The 17,750-nt window shown below is 63.0% G+C and carries 16 protein-coding genes; 4 read left to right on the top strand and 12 right to left on the bottom strand.

Annotated elements, in window-relative coordinates; translation table 11 throughout:
- Positions 1–3 precede the first annotated feature (3 nt).
- Both SOP85_RS25980 and SOP85_RS25975 read right to left on the bottom strand, forming a co-directional pair.
- Entirely contained in the window at positions 4–1,395 is a 1,392-nt protein-coding gene (locus tag SOP85_RS25980) for an FAD-dependent oxidoreductase (RefSeq protein WP_323628687.1), read from the bottom strand.
- Between the two features lie 69 nt (positions 1,396–1,464).
- Positions 1,465–2,790 carry an MFS transporter gene (locus tag SOP85_RS25975; RefSeq protein WP_274074736.1) on the bottom strand — a complete coding sequence of 442 codons (1,326 nt, stop codon included), beginning with the start codon at positions 2,788–2,790 and terminating at the stop codon, positions 1,465–1,467.
- Between the two features lie 267 nt (positions 2,791–3,057).
- Here SOP85_RS25975 and SOP85_RS25970 point away from each other — a divergent pair, with 267 nt between their 5' ends.
- Entirely contained in the window at positions 3,058–3,930 is an 873-nt protein-coding gene (locus SOP85_RS25970) for a LysR family transcriptional regulator (RefSeq protein ID WP_323628686.1), read from the top strand.
- A gap of 119 nt (positions 3,931–4,049) precedes the next feature.
- Here SOP85_RS25970 and SOP85_RS25965 read toward each other — a convergent pair whose 3' ends face one another.
- Positions 4,050–4,913 (bottom strand): LysR substrate-binding domain-containing protein, encoded by an 864-nt coding sequence (locus SOP85_RS25965; protein WP_323628685.1) that lies wholly within the window; start codon positions 4,911–4,913, stop codon positions 4,050–4,052.
- Between the two features lie 109 nt (positions 4,914–5,022).
- On the opposite strand from SOP85_RS25965, the gene SOP85_RS25960 reads away from it, so the two are divergent.
- The 3 genes from SOP85_RS25960 to SOP85_RS25950 all read left to right on the top strand — a co-directional run bounded on the left by SOP85_RS25960 (position 5,023) and on the right by SOP85_RS25950 (position 7,889).
- Positions 5,023–6,132: a 2-aminoethylphosphonate--pyruvate transaminase gene (locus SOP85_RS25960; RefSeq protein WP_274074733.1), complete on the top strand. Its 1,110-nt coding sequence runs from the start codon at positions 5,023–5,025 to the stop codon at positions 6,130–6,132.
- A gap of 152 nt (positions 6,133–6,284) precedes the next feature.
- Positions 6,285–7,112 (top strand): phosphonoacetaldehyde hydrolase, encoded by an 828-nt coding sequence (phnX, locus tag SOP85_RS25955; protein ID WP_274074732.1) that lies wholly within the window; start codon positions 6,285–6,287, stop codon positions 7,110–7,112.
- Between the two features lie 210 nt (positions 7,113–7,322).
- Complete coding sequence (locus SOP85_RS25950; protein ID WP_274074731.1) at positions 7,323–7,889, top strand: cytochrome b; 567 nt, start codon at positions 7,323–7,325, stop codon at positions 7,887–7,889.
- Between the two features lie 118 nt (positions 7,890–8,007).
- Here SOP85_RS25950 and SOP85_RS25945 read toward each other — a convergent pair whose 3' ends face one another.
- From SOP85_RS25945 to pqqA, 9 genes are all read right to left on the bottom strand, one after another.
- Positions 8,008–8,931: a 1-aminocyclopropane-1-carboxylate deaminase/D-cysteine desulfhydrase gene (locus tag SOP85_RS25945; RefSeq protein ID WP_442967943.1), complete on the bottom strand. Its 924-nt coding sequence runs from the start codon at positions 8,929–8,931 to the stop codon at positions 8,008–8,010.
- 133 nt (positions 8,932–9,064) lie between these two features.
- Positions 9,065–11,104 (bottom strand): NADPH-dependent 2,4-dienoyl-CoA reductase, encoded by a 2,040-nt coding sequence (locus SOP85_RS25940; RefSeq protein ID WP_323628684.1) that lies wholly within the window; start codon positions 11,102–11,104, stop codon positions 9,065–9,067.
- A gap of 140 nt (positions 11,105–11,244) precedes the next feature.
- Positions 11,245–12,981 carry a PAS domain-containing hybrid sensor histidine kinase/response regulator gene (locus tag SOP85_RS25935; RefSeq protein WP_323628683.1) on the bottom strand — a complete coding sequence of 579 codons (1,737 nt, stop codon included), beginning with the start codon at positions 12,979–12,981 and terminating at the stop codon, positions 11,245–11,247.
- Complete coding sequence (ercA, locus tag SOP85_RS25930) at positions 12,965–14,128, bottom strand: alcohol dehydrogenase-like regulatory protein ErcA (RefSeq protein WP_274074728.1); 1,164 nt, start codon at positions 14,126–14,128, stop codon at positions 12,965–12,967. Before ercA ends, SOP85_RS25935 begins: the two co-directional genes overlap by 17 nt.
- Positions 14,129–14,345: 217 nt before the next feature.
- Complete coding sequence (gene pqqE / locus SOP85_RS25925) at positions 14,346–15,488, bottom strand: pyrroloquinoline quinone biosynthesis protein PqqE (RefSeq protein ID WP_323628682.1); 1,143 nt, start codon at positions 15,486–15,488, stop codon at positions 14,346–14,348.
- On the bottom strand, positions 15,466–15,738 hold the full coding sequence (pqqD, locus tag SOP85_RS25920) for a pyrroloquinoline quinone biosynthesis peptide chaperone PqqD (protein WP_274074726.1): 273 nt from the start codon (positions 15,736–15,738) through the stop codon (positions 15,466–15,468). Before pqqD ends, pqqE begins: the two co-directional genes overlap by 23 nt.
- A complete protein-coding gene (gene pqqC / locus SOP85_RS25915) occupies positions 15,735–16,487 on the bottom strand; it encodes a pyrroloquinoline-quinone synthase PqqC (RefSeq protein ID WP_323628681.1) in 753 nt (250 codons plus the stop codon). Before pqqC ends, pqqD begins: the two co-directional genes overlap by 4 nt.
- Positions 16,488–16,601: 114 nt before the next feature.
- Complete coding sequence (gene pqqB, locus SOP85_RS25910) at positions 16,602–17,516, bottom strand: pyrroloquinoline quinone biosynthesis protein PqqB (RefSeq protein WP_323628680.1); 915 nt, start codon at positions 17,514–17,516, stop codon at positions 16,602–16,604.
- A gap of 55 nt (positions 17,517–17,571) precedes the next feature.
- Positions 17,572–17,643, bottom strand: coding sequence for a pyrroloquinoline quinone precursor peptide PqqA (pqqA, locus tag SOP85_RS25905; RefSeq protein ID WP_003253598.1), 72 nt, complete (start codon positions 17,641–17,643; stop codon positions 17,572–17,574).
- Positions 17,644–17,750: the final 107 nt, after the last annotated feature.

Raw genomic sequence — 17,750 nt, 5'->3', positions numbered from 1 at the left:
GCCTCAGCCCTTGTCCGCCTTGCCGGCCGCGGCGGCGAATTTCGCCAGGCGCACGTCCAGGTGCCGTGGCCGACGCCCGTGGTCCTCGGCGCGCTCCTTGCGGCGGATGGCGTTGCGCACCATCAACGAGCCGAGATAACGAATCGGTTCCGGCGGGAAAAAGCCCAGCGGTCCGCTTACCAGCGGCGAGCGGGTCCAGGGGTTATCCAGGCCCTGGACCATCGAAGCGAGGATCTGCCCGCCCATGTGGCAAGGCCCCACCCCGCTGCCCGAATAACCAAAGCCGTAGAACACGTTGCCACTGGCGCTCATCTGCCCGAAGAACGGCAGCCCGGTCACCGAGCGGTCCGAGGGACCGTTCCAGGTCGCTTCGACCTTGACCTCGGCAAAGGCCGGGAAAAAATCCGCCAGGCTGCGCTGCAACAGGCCGGCATAGGGTGACGGCTGATCGAACACCGGCAGCATGCGCCCACCATAGGCGAAGGTGTTGCCGCCCTTGCCGAGCATGATCCGGCCGTCCGGGGTGTTGTGGTAGTAGTGCACGAAGATCCGCGAATCGAGCACCGTGACGCCGCTGGTCAAACCGATTTCGCTGAGCAGGTCGGGCCGCGGCTCGGTGATCAGCATGTCACTGGAAACGATCGCCACGCTGCGTTCGAACTGCGGGAAGGCCCGGGCCATCCAGGCGTTCATCGCCAGCACCACCCGATCGGCGCGAATGGTCCCGTGCGGGGTCTGAATCCCCGCAGGCTTGCCCTCCTCCAACCCGGTCATGGCGGTGTTTTCGTGAATCCTCACGCCCAGTTGCAAGGCGACCCGGCGCAAGCCACGCACCAGCTTGCCCGGTTGCACACTGGCGGCCGCCGGGGAAAACCAGCCTTCCAGGTGCTTGGCCGAACCAGCCATGCGCTGCACATCGGCCACGGGGCGCTGGGTGAACGAGTTGATGCCGTGGCGTTCCAGCGCGGCAATGACCGCGTCGGTGGAGCCGCATTGCGCGCGGTTGGTGGCGGTGTAGAGGGTGCCGTCAAGACGATAATCGGCGTCCACTCCATACTGCTCGCAGAAGGCGCCGATGGCGTGGATGCTGCGTTCGGACTCCTTGACCAGCCGCACCGCCTCGTCAACGCCGAACAGTCGCTCAAGGGTAAAGTACTTGGCCGACCACGACAGCGCACATCCACCGTTGCGCCCACTTGCGCCGGCGCCGCAGATGTCCGCTTCGATCAGCACGATGTCCAGTTCCGGATCCTGTTCCTTGAGCATGATCGCGGTCCACAAGCCGGTATAACCGCCGCCGACGATGCACACGTCCGCGCGGCTGTCGCCTTGCAGTGGCGGACAGGTTTCCGATGCATCCGCCTTCAAGGCCTGGTCCAGCCAAAAGGGTCTCATGGGTCAATCTCCAGTCAATTGTCCACACGCCAGCCTGCCGCAAGCGCAGCAGGCGACGCGGGAGAGGATTCAGGTACGCAGGGGTTTGATGGTCATCGCCCGGTTGGGGACGTAGGCAAAGTGAGTACCCTGGCCCCCGGGGCGGCTGTTCCAGTGGGGGACCAGCACCAGCGCCGAGAACAGCGCGCAGCCAGCGAAGACAATGAACACGGTGACGGTATCGAAGTAGCCTGGCAGCAATCCGCCGAGAATCGCCCCCACCGAGCCGCATCCATTGACGAACCCGGCCGCCGTGGCGCCAGCCTTGGCGGTACCGAAATCGATGGCGGCCGCGCCGCTGATCATCGAGTCAGGTCCGTAGAGCGTCAGGCCCATGACGAACAACAGCGCCACCACCAGCATCACGCTGCCGGTTTGCAGGGCGCCCATGAAGAAGGCGAGCGAGACGGTCAGCGCCAACAGGCTGATGACACAGGCCGGCATGCGCCGGGCGCCGAACAGCTTGTCCGAGGCCAGGCCGATCATGATCGGCCCGAGCAACCCGGCCAGTTCGAACGCGGTCGGAATGATCGCCGCGCCGACCTTGCCCACCGAGGGCATCTGTTCGAACACGATCACCGGGCCCCAGAGCAGAATCGCGTAGCGCGCCGGTTTCAACATGAAGTACGCCAGGCCAAGGATCAGCACGGTGCGGTTGCGCAGGATTTCCTTGAGCGGCTCCAGCACGCTGATCTTGCTTTGTGCATACGCCTCTTCTGCGCTCAGTTCGGGCTCCGGCTCCACGGCCGGCAAGCCCACATCTTCAGGTTTGTTGCGTTGGAAAATAAAAAACAGCACGGCGACCAGCCCAACCACCGCCGCACTGGAAATGAACGCTGCGTGCCAGGAGCCGATCAGCGTGTAGGCCCACCATCCGGCGAATGGCGATGCCACCAGTCCGCCAAAGGCGTAGCAGGAACTCCATAGACCCAGCACCCGCCCGCGTTGCTCGGACGGAAAGAAACTGCCGAGGTTCTTGCACAGCCCCGACCAACCGGTGGACTGCGCCAGGCCTTGAATCAGCATGCAGGTGGCGAAGATCGGCAAGGTGGCGAAACTGCCCATCACCAGCGCGGCCGCTGCCGATATCAGCAAGCCGCCAAGGACCACCACCCGCGGCCCGAAGCGGTCGGCCAGGATGCCCCAGGTGAATTGGCCGATGGCGTAGGCGGTCAGGTAAATCGCGTCGAGGTTGGCCATGGCCATCTTGTCGAGCATGAACGTCGGGTCTTCGCCGATGCCGAGCTTGGCAACGGAAAACGCTTTGCGGGTGAAGTAGAAAGCGGCGTAGGCGAGCCAGGTGATCGCGAAGATCTGCACGCGCCAACGCTTGATGGTGCCGATGTGCTTGTTCATTGTGGTTCTGACCTCAGGGTGTGAGTGTGCCGGCAGAATTGGAAGAAAACGCCTGTGTTTTTATTGTTGAGCACTGCGAAATCACCTTGTCCCTGTGGGCGATTCCGGTCAGATGAGTCCTGTTGTTGCACGCACAGGCTCATGGCACCCGCGCTGTTCGACTGAGCAGTCACCGGGGCTGAGGTCGATCAAAACAATTACTGATTAATAAGTGAAATCGATTTATCGTATTTCCAAAATAAGCTCAGCTTGTTACTGGAGATTCCCATGTCGGTTTCCCACGCCCAGCTCAAAGCCTTCCATGCCGTGGCCGTGCATGGAAGCTTCACCAAAGCCGCCGAGCGTTTGTTTCTCACCCAACCGGCGATTTCCGACCAGGTGCGCAAACTCGAAGAACGCTACGGCGTGTTGCTGTTCCATCGCAACAAACGCTCGGTACGCCTCACCGACCTGGGCGAGCGTTTGTTGAGCGTCACCCAGAAACTGTTCGTGATCGAAGCCGAGGCCCAGGAGCTGTTGCAGGATTCCCAGGCGTTACAGACCGGCAGCCTGATCCTGGCGGTGGATGCGCCGGTGCATGTGCTGCCACAGATCGCCCGGTTCTGCGAGCGCTACCCCGGCATCAGCGTGAAGATCGAAACCGGTAACACCGATGAATCGCTGTTCCGCCTGTTCAACTATCAGGCCGACCTGGCATTGCTCGGCCGCGAGGTGAGTGACGAGCGATTGATCTCGCTGCCGCTGCGCAATGACCCGATGGTGGCGTTCGTGTCGCGCAATCATCCGTGGGCGGATCGCGAGTCCATCACCCTCGCGGACCTCGACGATACGCCGCTGGTGCTGCGGGAAATCGGTTCGGTGACCCGCCAGACCCTGGAAGAAGAAATGGCCGGCGCGGGGTTTCGCATTCGCCCTGCGATTCAGGTCGAAGGTCGGGAAGCTGCGCGGGAGGCGGTGGTGGTGGGGATTGGTGTGGGCGTGGTGTCGGCGGCGGAGTTCGGTGCTGACTCGCGGGTGTGCGCGTTGCCGATTGTCGATTGCAAGCGGCGCTTGACCGAGACGCTGGTGTGCTTGCGTGAGCAGAGTTCGCGGCGGGTGGTGGCGACGTTTCTGCAGATGGTTCGCGAGAGTCTTGTGTAGGCAGGTCTGGCCCTATCGCCAGCAGGCTGGCTCCCACAGGGATTCATGCTATTCACCCATCTTGTGTACGACGCAAAACTCTGTGGGAGCCAGCCTGCTGGCGATGCAGGCAACGCGGTCTAACTGGCAGGCGCCAAGCCGAAAAACGCCTGAATCAAGCGCAAATCCCGCCGCCGCTCCATGCACCCCATCATGTGCCGATTGACCAACCCGTCACCAATGATCGGCACCGCCGCCACCCGCGGGTCATGGCTGACCTCCACCGACGACACCACCCCCACCCCCAATTCGGCAGCGACCGCCTCGGTCACCGCTTCCCGGCTGTCCAGCTCCAGCAACACCCGCGGATTGACCTGTGCCTGGAGGCAGGCTTCATCGAAGGTGCGTCGGGTGATCGAACTCGGCTCACGCAGCACCATGATCACCTGGTCCAGTTCCTTGAGCGGCACGCCTTGAGTGCGCCGCGCCCAGGCATGACCTTCGGGCACCAGGGCGCAGATCCGCGATTCGCTCAGGGCTTGCAAATGCAGGCCCTTGCGCGGCTCGACTTCGGTCAATACCGCCACGTCGGCATGCTCGGACAACAGCGCCGCCAGGGTTTCCTGGGCATTGCCCAGGCGCAGGTTGACGGTGATCCCCGGATAACGCGCGCGCAGGCTCGCGAGCATCGGCATGACCATGTGCGGGCCGTCCGCCGCCACTTCCAGGCGCCCGGTGAGCAACTGCCGGTTGGCCTCCAGCATCGCTTGCGCCTCCTCGGCCAGGCCGAACATCGCCCGGGTGATCGCCGCCAGCTTGGTGCCCTCCTCCGTCAACTCCACCCGTCGTGCGGTGCGGCGCAGCAGGGTGATCTGGTAGTGCTCTTCCAGCGACTTGATGTGCCCGGTGACCGCCGGCTGGCTGATGAACAACCGCGCGGCGGCGCGGGTGAAGCTGCCCTCCCGGGCCACGGCATCGAACGCGCGGAGCTGAAACAAGTTCATGAATAACTCTCACTGATGGCTGGCATAACAACAAACAATTTGATTGATAACTCGGCAAATTGCAATTTAAGCCCCGTAGCTTCATCCCATCGATTGCGAGGACACGAGAATGAGTACTGCCGCACCCATCCTGCTCACCCCCGGCCCGTTGACCACGTCGCCCCGCACCCGTCAGGCGATGATGGTTGACTGGGGTTCATGGGATGACCGCTTCAACCAGCTGACCGCCAGCCTCTGCGAACAACTGCTGGCGATCATCAACGGCGCCGCCAGCCATCACTGCGTGCCACTGCAAGGCAGCGGCACCTTCGCCGTCGAAGCGGCGATCGGCACCCTGGTGCCCCGTGACGGCAAGATCCTGGTGCTGATAAACGGTGCCTACGGCAAACGCCTGGCGAAGATCTGCGAAGTACTCGGGCGCTCGTTCAGCACTTTCGAAACCGCCGAAGACGAACCGACCACCGCCGCCGACGTCGACCGCCTCCTGCGCGCCGATACCGGCATCACCCACGTTGCCCTGATTCACTGCGAAACCAGCACCGGCATCCTCAACCCGCTGCCGGAAATCGCCCAGGTGGTCGAGCAGCACGGCAAGCGCCTGATCATCGATGCCATGAGCTCCTTCGGCGCGCTGCCGGTAGACGCTCAACAGGTGCCGTTCGATGCGCTGATCGCCGCTTCCGGCAAATGCCTGGAAGGCGTGCCGGGCATGGGTTTCGTGTTCGCTCGCAAAGAATCCCTGGCCAACGCCGCCGGCAACTCGCACTCCCTGGCGATGGACCTGCACGACCAGCACACCTACATGGCCAAGACCGGGCAATGGCGCTTCACCCCGCCGACCCACGTGGTCGCCGCGCTGCACGAAGCCCTGCTGCAATACAACGAAGAAGGCGGCCTGCCCGCCCGGCACCAGCGCTACGCCGCCAACTGCCAGGCCCTGATGGAAGAGATGGCCGGGCTGGGCCTGCGCAGCTTCCTGCCGGCCGCCATCCAGGCGCCGATCATCGCCACCTTCCATGCGCCGAAAGATCCGCGTTACCAGTTCAAGGAATTCTACGAACGAGTCAAGGCCAAGGGTTACATCCTCTACCCGGGCAAACTGACTCAGGTCGAGACGTTCCGTGTGGGCTGCATTGGTCATGTGCAACCTTCAGAAATGCGCGAAGCCGTCGCGGCCATCGGCGAAGTATTGCGCGAGATGGAAGTGCTAGAGATCTAACCCACATCACTTTTCCCCTGTGGGAGCGGGCTTGCTCGCGAAAGCGGAGTGTCAGTCGACATCATTGCTGATTGTCAGACCGTATTCGCGAGCAAGCCCGCTCCCACAAAAAGCAACCCATCATTAGCCAGTTGCCACAGGATCTGATCACCATGAACTACACCAACCCAACCAAGCTGCAAGCCGCCATCCTCGACTGGGCCGGCACCGTGGTCGACTTCGGCTCGTTCGCGCCGACGCAGATTTTCGTCGAGGCTTTTGCCGAGTTCGACGTCCAGGTCTCCATCGAAGAGGCCCGTGGCCCGATGGGCATGGGCAAGTGGGACCACATCCGCACCCTGTGCGACCAACCGCAAGTCGCCGAGCGCTATCGCAATGTGTTCGGCCGTACGCCGACCGACGATGACGTCACCGCCATCTACCAGCGTTTCATGCCCCTGCAGATCGAGAAAATCGCCGAACACTCGGCGCTGATTCCCGGCGCCCTGGACACCATTGCCGGCTTGCGTGAACAGGGGATCAAGATCGGTTCCTGCTCCGGTTATCCGAAACAGGTCATGGACAAGGTCGTCGAACTGGCCGCCACCAACGGCTACGTGGCCGACCACGTGGTCGCCACCGACGAAGTGCCGAACGGCCGCCCATGGCCCGCCCAGGCATTGGCCAACGTGATCGCGCTGGGCATCGACGACGTCGCCGCGTGCGTGAAGATCGACGACACCGTGCCGGGCATCCTCGAAGGTCGTCGTGCCGGCATGTGGACCGTCGCGCTGATCTGCTCGGGCAACGCGCTGGGCCTGGACTATGAAGGCTACCGTGCCCTCGGCAGCGATGAACTGGCCAGCGAACGCAAGCGCATCCACGCCCTGTTCGAAGGCTCGCGCCCGCACTACATGATCGACACCATCAGCGATTTGCCTGAAGTGATTGCCGACATCAACAAGCGCCTGGCCAAAGGCGAAATGCCGCAAACCAACTGACCAAACGCGTATCGCCCCCTGTAGGAGCTGCCGCAGGCTGCGATCTTTTGATCTTGTTTTCAAGATCAAAAGATCGCAGCCTGCGGCAGCTCCTACAAGGCATTCAGCGTCAGAGAGCCTTCAAGCAAACCCGGTGAAACAGGATTACAGTTAAAGCACACCGTCGATCAAGAACGGGTGGCTTCAAACCGGACCTGTGAGGAACACCGTATGCCGTGGAAAAACTCCGACTCGCGCTACAGCACCGTCTCGATCGCACTGCATTGGTTGATGCTGGTCCTGCTGGCGCTGGTTTACGCCTGTATCGAACTGCGCGGCCTGTTTCCCAAGGGCAGCGGTGGTCGAACACTGATTGTCGAATCGCACTTCATGCTCGGCCTGACCGTCTTCGTGTTGGTCTGGCTACGCCTGTTCGCCCGCAGCCTTGGCCCGGCACCGCAGATCTTTCCGGCGTCACCCAAGTGGCAAACGCTGTTGGCCAAATTGATGCACTGGGCGCTGTACCTCTTCATGATCGCCATGCCGATCCTGGGCTGGCTGGTCACCAGCGCCAAAGGTAACCAGGTGATGTTCTACGGCTTCGACCTGCCCCTGCTGGTCGCGCAAAACAAGGACCTGGCCAAGCAGATCCAGGGCTGGCACGAACTCGGTGGCACCCTCGGTTACTGGCTGATCGGCCTGCACGCCGTCGCCGGGCTGTATCACCACTATGTGGTGGGCGACAACACCCTGCTGCGAATGATGCCCAAGCGGGTCAACAGCAATACCGGAAGCTGACGCAAATCAAATGTGGGAGCGGGCTTGCTCGCGAAGGCAGTGTGTCAGTCAATTAACGATGCGACTGATGCACCGCCTTCGCGAGCAAGCCCGCTCCCACAATGGATTGCGGTGCTTTTCAGGTTTTGGAGCTGAAACCCCGGCGGCCCTGCAAACCACCGGTGTGGATAAAGATCAGCCGCGTGCCTGGGGCAAACTTGCCTGCCTCTACCTGCTGTTTCAGCGCCAGCAACGCCTTGCCGGTGTACAGCGGTTCCAGTGGAATGCCGCTGGCCTGTTCGGTCTGCTCGATGAATTCAAGCAATAGCGAATCGACCTTGGCAAAACCACCGCGGCTGGCGTCGAACAGTTCATAAGACGGATGATTCACCCCCGCCTGCGCCAGGATGCGCTCGACCTGCTGTGCCACCCCATGATCGTCCGGCACCGCCAGCGCACCGTAGACCGAGTGCTCGCCCGCTTCGGCCATGACCAGGCCAGCCAGGGTCGTGCCGGTGCCGCAGGCCAGCCACCAGCCGTCGTAGTCGTTCCAGCCCAGGTCATTCAGTTGCCGGCAGGCCAATGCCTTGAGCGGCAGGCAGCCCTGTGCACCCGGCAACCCGCCGCCGCCTTCAGGCACCGCCAGCAAGTCGGGATACTGCGCCTGCCATGGCGCCCAGAAACCCGCCTCATGCCGCGCCCGATAGCCGGCAAAACCGAGCCAGTGCAGGTGCATGCCGAACGCCTGCAAATCGTTCACCGTCGGTGTTTGCTGAGGGTGCCCGCGCAACAGGCCGACCGTGGTAAAACCGAAGCGTTTGCCGGCAGCGGCCAGGGCATGCAGGTGATTGGAATGGGCGCCGCCGAGGCTGATGATGCCCTTGGCGCCTGCCTGGTCAGCGGCTTTGAGGTGTTCGGTGAGCTTGAACCATTTGTTGCCGCTGATCAGCGGGTCGATCTGGTCCAGGCGCAGGATGGCGAGTTCGATGCTGGCTGCGGTGAGCCAATCAAGGTGGAGGCGATCGAGTGGGGCTTGGGGTAGCCAGTCGGAAGGAACAATCATCAGCGCTGGGCGACCTGAAAAAACCCCATTCTACCAGCCGATAAAAAACCCTGTAGGAGCTGTCGAGTGAAACGAGGCTGCGATCTTTTGATTTTTAAAAGCAAGATCAAAAGATCGCAGCCTTCGGCAGCTCCTACAGTTCAGCAGCCAGTCGCGAACCCTGATTGATCGCCCGCTTGGCATCCAGCTCCGCCGCGACGTCCGCGCCGCCGATCAGATGCACGTTCTGCCCCGCCGCCACCAGGCCTTCCTGCAACTCGCGCAGCGGGTCCTGCCCGGCGCAGATCACAATGTTGTCCACCGGCAGCACCTGCGACTCACCGGTTTCGCCGATGCGGATGTGCAGGCCTTCGTCGTCGATCTTCAGGTACTCGACGCTGTTGAGCATCTGCACCTGCTTGTTCTTCAGACCAGTGCGGTGAATCCAGCCGGTGGTCTTGCCCAGGCCGTCGCCGACCTTGGATTTCTTGCGCTGCAGCAGGAACACTTCGCGGGCCGGGGCATGGGGCGCCGCCTTGATGCCGGCGACACCGCCGCGGGCTTCCAGGTGCGTGTCGATGCCCCACTCCTTCCAGAATTCATCGCGGTTCAGGCTGGTGGCCTGGCCCTGGTGAACCAGGAATTCCGAGACGTCGAAGCCGATACCGCCAGCGCCGATCACCGCGACTCGCTTGCCCACCGGTTTGCGCTCGAGCAGCACGTCCAGATAACTCAACACCTTGGCGTTCTCCACCCCCGGAATCGCCGGCAAGCGCGGCGCAATACCGGTCGCCAGGATGATCTCGTCGTAGCCGCCCTCGACCAGTTTCGCCACATCGACGCGGGTGTTCAGGCACACCTCGACGTTAGTGGTCTGCAGCTTGCGACCGAAGTAACGCAGGGTCTCGAAGAACTCTTCCTTGCCCGGTACCCGCTTGGCGACATTGAACTGACCGCCGATTTCGCTGGCCGAATCGAACAGCGTCACCGCATGGCCACGCTCGGCCGCCACGGTCGCGGCGGACAACCCCGCAGGCCCGGCACCGACCACGGCGATTTTCTTGATCTGCTGCACCGGCACATAGTTGAGTTCGGTTTCGTGGCAGGCACGCGGGTTGACCAGACAGCTGGTCAACTTGCCGCCGAAGGTGTGGTCCAGGCACGCCTGGTTGCAGCCGATGCAGGTATTGATTTCATCGGCGCGGCCTTCGGCGGCCTTGTTGACGAAGTCCGGGTCGGCGAGGAACGGCCGCGCCATGGAGACCATGTCGGCATCGCCCTCGGCAAGGATCTGCTCGGCGACTTCCGGGGTGTTGATGCGGTTGGTGGTGATCAGCGGAATGTTCACCGAGCCGCGCAGCTTGGCCGTGACCTTGCTGAAGGCCGCGCGCGGCACCTTGGTGGCAATGGTCGGGATTCGCGCTTCGTGCCAGCCGATGCCGGTGTTGATGATCGTCGCACCAGCCTGCTCGATGGCCTTGGCCAACAGCACGATTTCGTCCCAGGTGCTGCCGCCCTCGACCAGGTCGAGCATCGACAGGCGGAAAATGATGATGAAGTTAGGGCCAACCGCCTCACGCACACGGCGCACGATCTCCACCGGCAGGCGCATGCGGTTTTCGTAGCTGCCGCCCCAGCGGTCGGTGCGGTGGTTGGTGTGGGCGGCGAGGAACTGGTTAATGAAATAACCTTCGGAACCCATGATCTCGACGCCGTCGTACTCGGCCTGCTGGGCCAGGGTCGAGCAGGTGACGAAATCGCGGATCTGCTTCTCGATGCCTTCCTCGTCCAGCTCCTTGGGCTTGAACGGGTTGATCGGCGCCTGGATCGCGCTTGGCGCAACCTGTTTCGGGCTGTAGGCATACCGCCCGGCGTGGAGGATCTGCATGCAGATCTTGCCGCCCGCCTCGTGTACCGCGCGGGTGACGATGCGGTGCTTGAGCGCTTCTTCCTCGGTGGTCAGCTTGGCCGCGCCGGAATACACACCACCCTCGTCGTTCGGGCCGATACCCCCGGTGACCATCAGGCCGACTCCGCCACGGGCACGCTCGGCGAAGTAGGCCGCCATGCGCTCGAAACCGCCGGGCTTTTCCTCAAGGCCGGTGTGCATCGACCCCATCAGGGTGCGGTTGCGCAACGTGGTGAATCCCAGGTCCAGCGGGGCCAACAGGTGCGGGTAATGGGCGGCGGTCATCGGTAACTCCACAGCGAGCGATCACGGGAAAAGCGGAAGCTCTACGGCCCCCGTCAGTCATGTTCGACAGACTAAGAGCCGCGCAGCTGCGGCTCAATGACCGAAACTGACAACTTAATGATCGAAATGCGCAGCGACGCTCAAGCCGGTGCTCCCAGCAACTGGCTCAGCACGGCGCGCAACTTGCCGGGTTTCACCGGTTTGTTCAGCAGCGGCGCTTCGAGCCGTTGCAACGAGCGCCGGCACTGGTCCGTACGATCCGCGGTGATGATCACGGCAGGAATGGCCTGGCGGTAATGCTCGCGCAAATGCCTGACCACATCACAGCCCACCACGCCGTGGTCAAGGTGATAGTCCGCCAGGATCAGTTCCGGCGCCCGCCCCGCCAGGGCCGCCAGCGCCGAGTGTTCATCGGTGGCGGTGACCACGTCGCAGCCCCACTGCCCGAGCAACGCACTCATGCTTTCGAGGATGCTCACTTCATTGTCCAGCACCAGCAATCGCCGGCCCGGCAGCGGATTACCCGTGCCCGGTTGCGGCGCCGCGAGGCTGATGGGCAAAGGCACCTCGCGGGATATCGGTACCTCGATGCTGAACATCGATCCGCGGCCCGGAAGCGAGTGCACCTGGATGCGGTAGTCGAGGATCTTCGCGATGCGCTCGACGATCGCCAGCCCCAGCCCCACGCCCTTGCGGTCGGCGGCGCGGCCCACGTCCAGCTGATTGAATTCGAGGAAGATGGAGTCCAGGCGATCGGCGGGAATGCCGCGTCCGGTGTCCCACACTTCCAGGCGCAGCTTGTCGCCCCGGCAACGGGCCCCCAGCAGGATGCTGCCTTCGTCGGTGTAGCGACAGGCGTTACTGAGGAAGTTGCGCAGGATCCGGGTCATCAGGCGCAAGTCGGTGCGAATGGCGTAATCGCCCATGTGCACGCGCAAACGCAAGCCGGCGGCCTGGGCCACGGACTGGAACTCCGAGACCAGTGGCCCGAGCAATTCGTCGAGGCGGTACAGCGCGACATCCGGCTTGACCGCCGCTTGATCGAGGCGGGAGATGTCCAGCAAGTCGGTGAGCAGGTCCTCGGCGCCTTCCAGCGCCTGATGGGTACGTTCAACCAGCACCTGCTCGACCTCGGGCAGCTTGCGCTCACGCAAGGTCGAGATCAGCAACCGCGCGGCGTTGAGCGGTTGCAACAGGTCATGACTCGCCGCAGCGAGGTATTTGTCCTTGCTGCGGTTGGCGGCCTGCGCGGCGTCCCGGGCATCGCGCAGGGCTTCGGCGATCTGTTTACGCTGGGTGATCTGTTGTTGCAGGTTGCGGTTGGCTTCCAGCAGTTCGTCGGTGCGCGCGGTCACGCGCTGTTCCAGTTGGTCGTTGAGTTGCTGCAGGCGTTCCTGGGCAAGCTTGCGTTCGGTGATGTCGGCGACGAAACCTTCCACCAGCCCTTCCTGGTCGGGCTTGAGCAGCAGGTTCATCAGCACGTCGAGATGGCTGCCGTCCTTGCGCCGCAACTGGGTTTCATAGCCGTGCAGGCTGCCCTGGTGGGTGAGAATTTCGCCGATGTCTTCCAGCTCCTGGGCACCACCGACAAACAGGTTGCTCGCCAGGTCCGCCAGGGAGAACAGCACCTCCTGCGGGTCCTGATAACCAAGCATGCGCGCCAGGGCCGGGTTGGCGGCGCGCATGCCGTCGTGCAGGCTGGCCTGGAAAATCCCGTGGACCGCGTTTTCGAACAACCATTTGTAGCGATTGCGCTCGGCTTCCAGCTCGTCCAGGCGCGCGGCCAGTTCCGGGTAATGGCTCTTGCGCGCCGAATGACTGCCTAGTCCGAGCAGTCCGGCCAGCGCCCGTTGTTGCTCGTCAGAGGGCTTCGCCATAGACGACCTCGACATCACGCTGACTGGATTCACGCGGGTTGGTGAGGATGCACGGGTCATCCATGGCGTGTTGCGACAGGAATGGAATGTCCGAGGTCCTGACCCCATGCAGCCCGAGGGTTTCGTGGAAACCGATGGCATGCTTGAGAGCGATCAGGTGCTCGACCAGGCGCCCGCAGATCTGCCGGTGATTGAGGCCGCGGCAGTCGATGCCGAACGTCTCGGCGATGACCTTGAAACGGTCCGGCGCCGAGTCGTAGTTGAACGCCACCACGTGCTCCACCAGCACCGCGTTGCACAGGCCATGGGGCAGGTCGAGAAAGCCGCCGAGGCTGTGGGACATGGCATGCACCGCGCCAAGGATCGCGTTGGAGAACGCCAGCCCGGCCTGCATGCTGCCGAGCATGATTTTCTCGCGCAGGGCGATGTCCGTGGGGTTGGCGATCATCTGCACCAGGTTGCCGTTGATCAGGCGCATGGCTTCCAGCGCATGGGGATCGGTCAGCGGCCCGTGCCCGGTCGACACGAAGGCTTCGATGGCATGCACCAGCGCGTCGATGCCGGTACAGGCCGACAGGAACGGGTCCATGCTCAGGGTGGTTTCCGGGTCGATCAGCGACACGTCCGGCACCACCGCCTTGCTGACGATGGAGAACTTCATGCGTTCCTGCTGATTGGAGATGATCACGAATTGCGAGACGTCGGCCGAGGTGCCGGCGGTGGTCGGAATCAGGATCAGCGGCGGGCTGGGCACGCGGATGGTGTCCACGCCTTCGAACTCGAGGATGCTGCGGCCATGGGCGACGACAATGCCGATGCCTTTACCGCAATCCATCGGGCTGCCGCCGCCGACGGCAACGATCACATCGCAGTGGTTTTCCCGGTACAGCTCGGCACCGAGCATCACCTCTTCCACTCGCGGGTTGGGCGAGACGCCGCTGTACAGGCAGTATTCGATGCCCAGGGCTTGCAGGCTGGCTTCGACATCCGCCACCCATCCGGCGGCAATCACCCCCGGGTCGCTGACCACCAGCACCTTGCGCGCGCCAAAGGTCTTGGCGTAGTTGCCGACGTTGTGCCGGCAACCGGCACCGAAGATGATTTCAGGCGAAACGAATTTACGCAGCTGACTGAGACTCTGGCTCATTGGAAAGCCTGTTTTTATTGTTTTGGAAGGTAAGGTCCACACTAAAGCATCCGGCTGCGAATGCAATCAGACCAATGGCTGGGTTCACTGCAGGTCCCCTGTAGGAGCGAGCTTGCTCGCGATGGTCGTCAACGATAACGCTGGGAGCCTGACACTCAGCGGCGCTCTCGGGTTCTTCGCGAGCAAGCTCGCTCCTACAGGGGGGGTGTTGCCAGGGTCATCCGCGGTAGATCAGCTGCGAAGCCTTCGCATTGCGCAACGTCAGGTGCTCCATGCCCTGCCCCGGCGCTTCTGCTTCTTCGCGGGCCTTGAGGATCATCCCGTGATGGGGCGACTTGCTGCACACAGGGTCGGCATTGGCCGCGTCGCCGGTGAGCATGAACGCCTGGCAGCGGCAGCCCCCCAGGTCCTTGTGTTTTTCATCGCAGGAACGACACGGCTCCTTCATCCAGTCATCGCCACGAAAACGGTTGAAACCCAAGGATTGGTTCCAGATGTGCTCGATGCTGTGCTCGCGCACGTTGGGAAACTGCACCGGTAATTGCCGGGCGCTGTGGCAAGGCAGCGCCGTGCCGTCCGGGGTGATGTCGAGAAACAGGTTGGCCCAGCCGTTCATGCAAGTCTTGGGACGTTCTTCGTAGTAATCGGGGGTGACGAAAATCAGCTTGCAGGGATGCCCCTGGGCCTGAAGACGCTCGCGATATTCATTGGTGATGCGCTCGGCCCGTTGCAGTTGCTCCCGGGTCGGCAACAGGCCGACGCGGTTGAGCTCGGCCCAGCCATAGAACTGGCAGGTGGCCAATTCGACGAAATCCGCTTCCAGCTCCAGGCACAGATCAATGATCCTGGCGATGTCATCGATGTTGTGCCGATGGGTGACGAAGTTCAGCACCATCGGATAACCCTGGGCTTTCACCGCCCGGGCCATCGCCAGCTTCTGCGCGAAGGCCTTGCGCGAGCCGGCGAGCATGTTGTTCACCGCTTCGTCGGCGGCCTGGAAACTGATCTGGATGTGATCGAGCCCGGCGACCTTGAAGTCGCGCACCTTCTGCTCGGTCAGGCCGATGCCCGAGGTGATCAGGTTGGTGTAGTAACCCATGCCTCGTGCAGCTTTGATCAACTCCGCCAAGTCCTGGCGCACCAATGGCTCACCACCGGAAAAACCCAGTTGCGCAGCGCCCATTTCGCGCGCTTCACGGAACACGCGAATCCATTCTTCGGTACTCAACTCTTCACCTGATTTGGCAAAGTCCAATGGGTTGGAGCAGTACGGACACTGCAACGGACAGCGATAGGTCAGCTCCGCCAGCAGCCACAACGGCGGCCCCGGCAGCGCGTCACTCGATCCAGAATTGCGCATGGGCCACCTCCAGGAAAGCCAGCACGTCCTCGTCGATGCCCGGCACCTCGGGAAAACTCGCGGTCAGCCGGTCGATGATTGCCGCGACGCTGCGCTGGCCGTCCAGCAGCTCGAGAATCTGCCCTGCACTGGCGTTGAGCTTGATCATGCCTTCGGGGTAGAGCAACACGTGGCAGTCCTGGCGCGGTTCCCACTGCAAGCGAAAACCCGGGCGCAGCGTCGGTGAATGCGCGCGTTTGACCAGGCTCACAGCGCGATCCCCCGATGCCAGACGCGCTCGGTTGTCACCGTGTGATACGGCGGGCGCTCCAGCTCATAGGCCATGCTCATGGCGTCGAGCATGCTCCACAGCACGTCGAGCTTGAATTGCAGGATCTGCAGCATGCGTTGCTGGGCCTCGAGGGTGACGTAGTGGGCCAGGGTGATGCGCAAGCCGTGTTCGACATCCCGTCGGGCCTGGCTCAGGCGCGTGCGGAAGTAGTCGTAGCCGGCGGGGTCGATCCACGGGTAATGGGTCGGCCAGGCATCGAGTCGCGACTGATGGATCTGCGGCGCGAACAGCTCGGTCAACGAGCTGCTGGCCGCTTCCTGCCAGCAGGCACGCCGGGCGAAATTGACGTAGGCATCCACGGCAAAACGTACGCCGGGGAGCACCAGTTCCTGGGAGAGGATCTGCTCGCGGTCGAGCCCCACCGCCTCGCCCAGGCGCAGCCAGGCTTCGATGCCGCCCTCGCTGCCAGGCGTACCGTCATGATCGATGATCCGTTGCAGCCATTCCCGGCGCACTTCGCGGTCCGGGCAGTTGGCCAGGATCGCCGCGTCCTTGAGCGGGATGTTGAGCTGATAGTAGAAGCGATTGGCGACCCAGCCCTGGATCTGTGCGCGGCTGGCGCGGCCGGCGTACATGGCTTGGTGGAAGGGGTGATGGATGTGGTAGCAGGCGCCCTTGGCGCGCAGGGCGGCTTCGAATTCGCTGGGGGTCATGGGGGTGTCGGTCATTGCCGGTCTCCGGATTTGGCGGTGTCTGAACTGACGCCTTCGCGAGCAAGCCCGCTCCCACAGGGGGAATGCGTTTCATTGTGGGAGCGGGCTTGCTCGCGAAGGGGCCATTAGCTACAACACAATGCTCATGCCGTCATAAGCCACTTCAATCCCCCGCCGCTCCAGCAAGGCCCGCTCGGCCGAGTCTTCATCGAGGATCGGATTGGTGTTGTTGATGTGGATCAGCACCTTGCGCTGGCCGGGGAAACCCTCCAGCACTTCCAGCATGCCGCCGGGCCCGCTTTGCGCCAGGTGGCCCATTTCGCTGCCCAGGTTCTGCCCGACTTCGCAAATACGCATCTCGTCGTCGCGCCACAGGGTGCCGTCGAGCAACAGGCAATCGGCGCGCTGCATCCAGGCCAGCACCTCATCGTCGATCTGCCCAAGGCCCGGCGCGTAGAACAGCGAGGCGCCGCTAAGCGGGTCTTCGATGAACAAACCGATGGTGTCGCCCGGTTGCGGGTTGCCGCGATTGGGTGAATACGGCGGCGCGTTACTGACCAATGGAATCGCGCGAAACTGCAACTGTGGGCAGGCCGCGATCTGGAAGGGCTCGCGGTCCAGTCCGACCGGTTGCCACTGCAAGCCGCCGTTCCAGTGACCGAGCATGGTGAACAACGGGAAGCCGCTGCTCAGGTCCTGATGAACCCGCTCGGTGCACCACACGTCATGCGGGCAGCCTTCACGCAGGCTCAGCAGCCCGGTGCAGTGATCGATCTGGCTGTCCAGCAGCACCACGCCGGCGATGGCGCTGTCGCGCAGGCGACGCGCCGGCTGCAGCGGCGCAAAACTGTCGAGTTGTGCGCGGATGTCCGGTGAAGCATTGCACAGCACCCAGTCCACACCGTTGTCGCTCAGGGCGATCGACGACTGCGTGCGACGCTGGGCCCGCATACTGCCATTGCGCACACCGGCGCACTGGCGGCAGTTGCAGTTCCACTGCGGGAAACCACCGCCGGCGGCGGAACCGAGAACGCGGATGTGCATGGGCAATGCTCCAGAAGGCAGGCCCGGCCAACGCCACGGCTGGCCGGGTGATCAATCAACGGTTGGCGAAATACATCGTCACTTCGAAGCCAATGCGCAGATCGGTAAACGCGGGTTTAGTCCACATGGGTCATTCCTCTTCTTGTGCCGGGCGATTCCGGTAGAGCCATTAATGCACGGTGGGCCGGGGGGTCGAATGCTACTTTCGAAGGAGGTTTGGGGGTGATTTGGTAG

This window comes from Pseudomonas sp. YuFO20, from assembly GCF_035064975.1.
GTDB lineage: Bacteria > Pseudomonadota > Gammaproteobacteria > Pseudomonadales > Pseudomonadaceae > Aquipseudomonas > Aquipseudomonas putida_AE.
The sequence above is the reverse complement of the archived record's forward strand: the minus strand, read 5'-3'. Positions and strand labels throughout refer to the sequence as shown.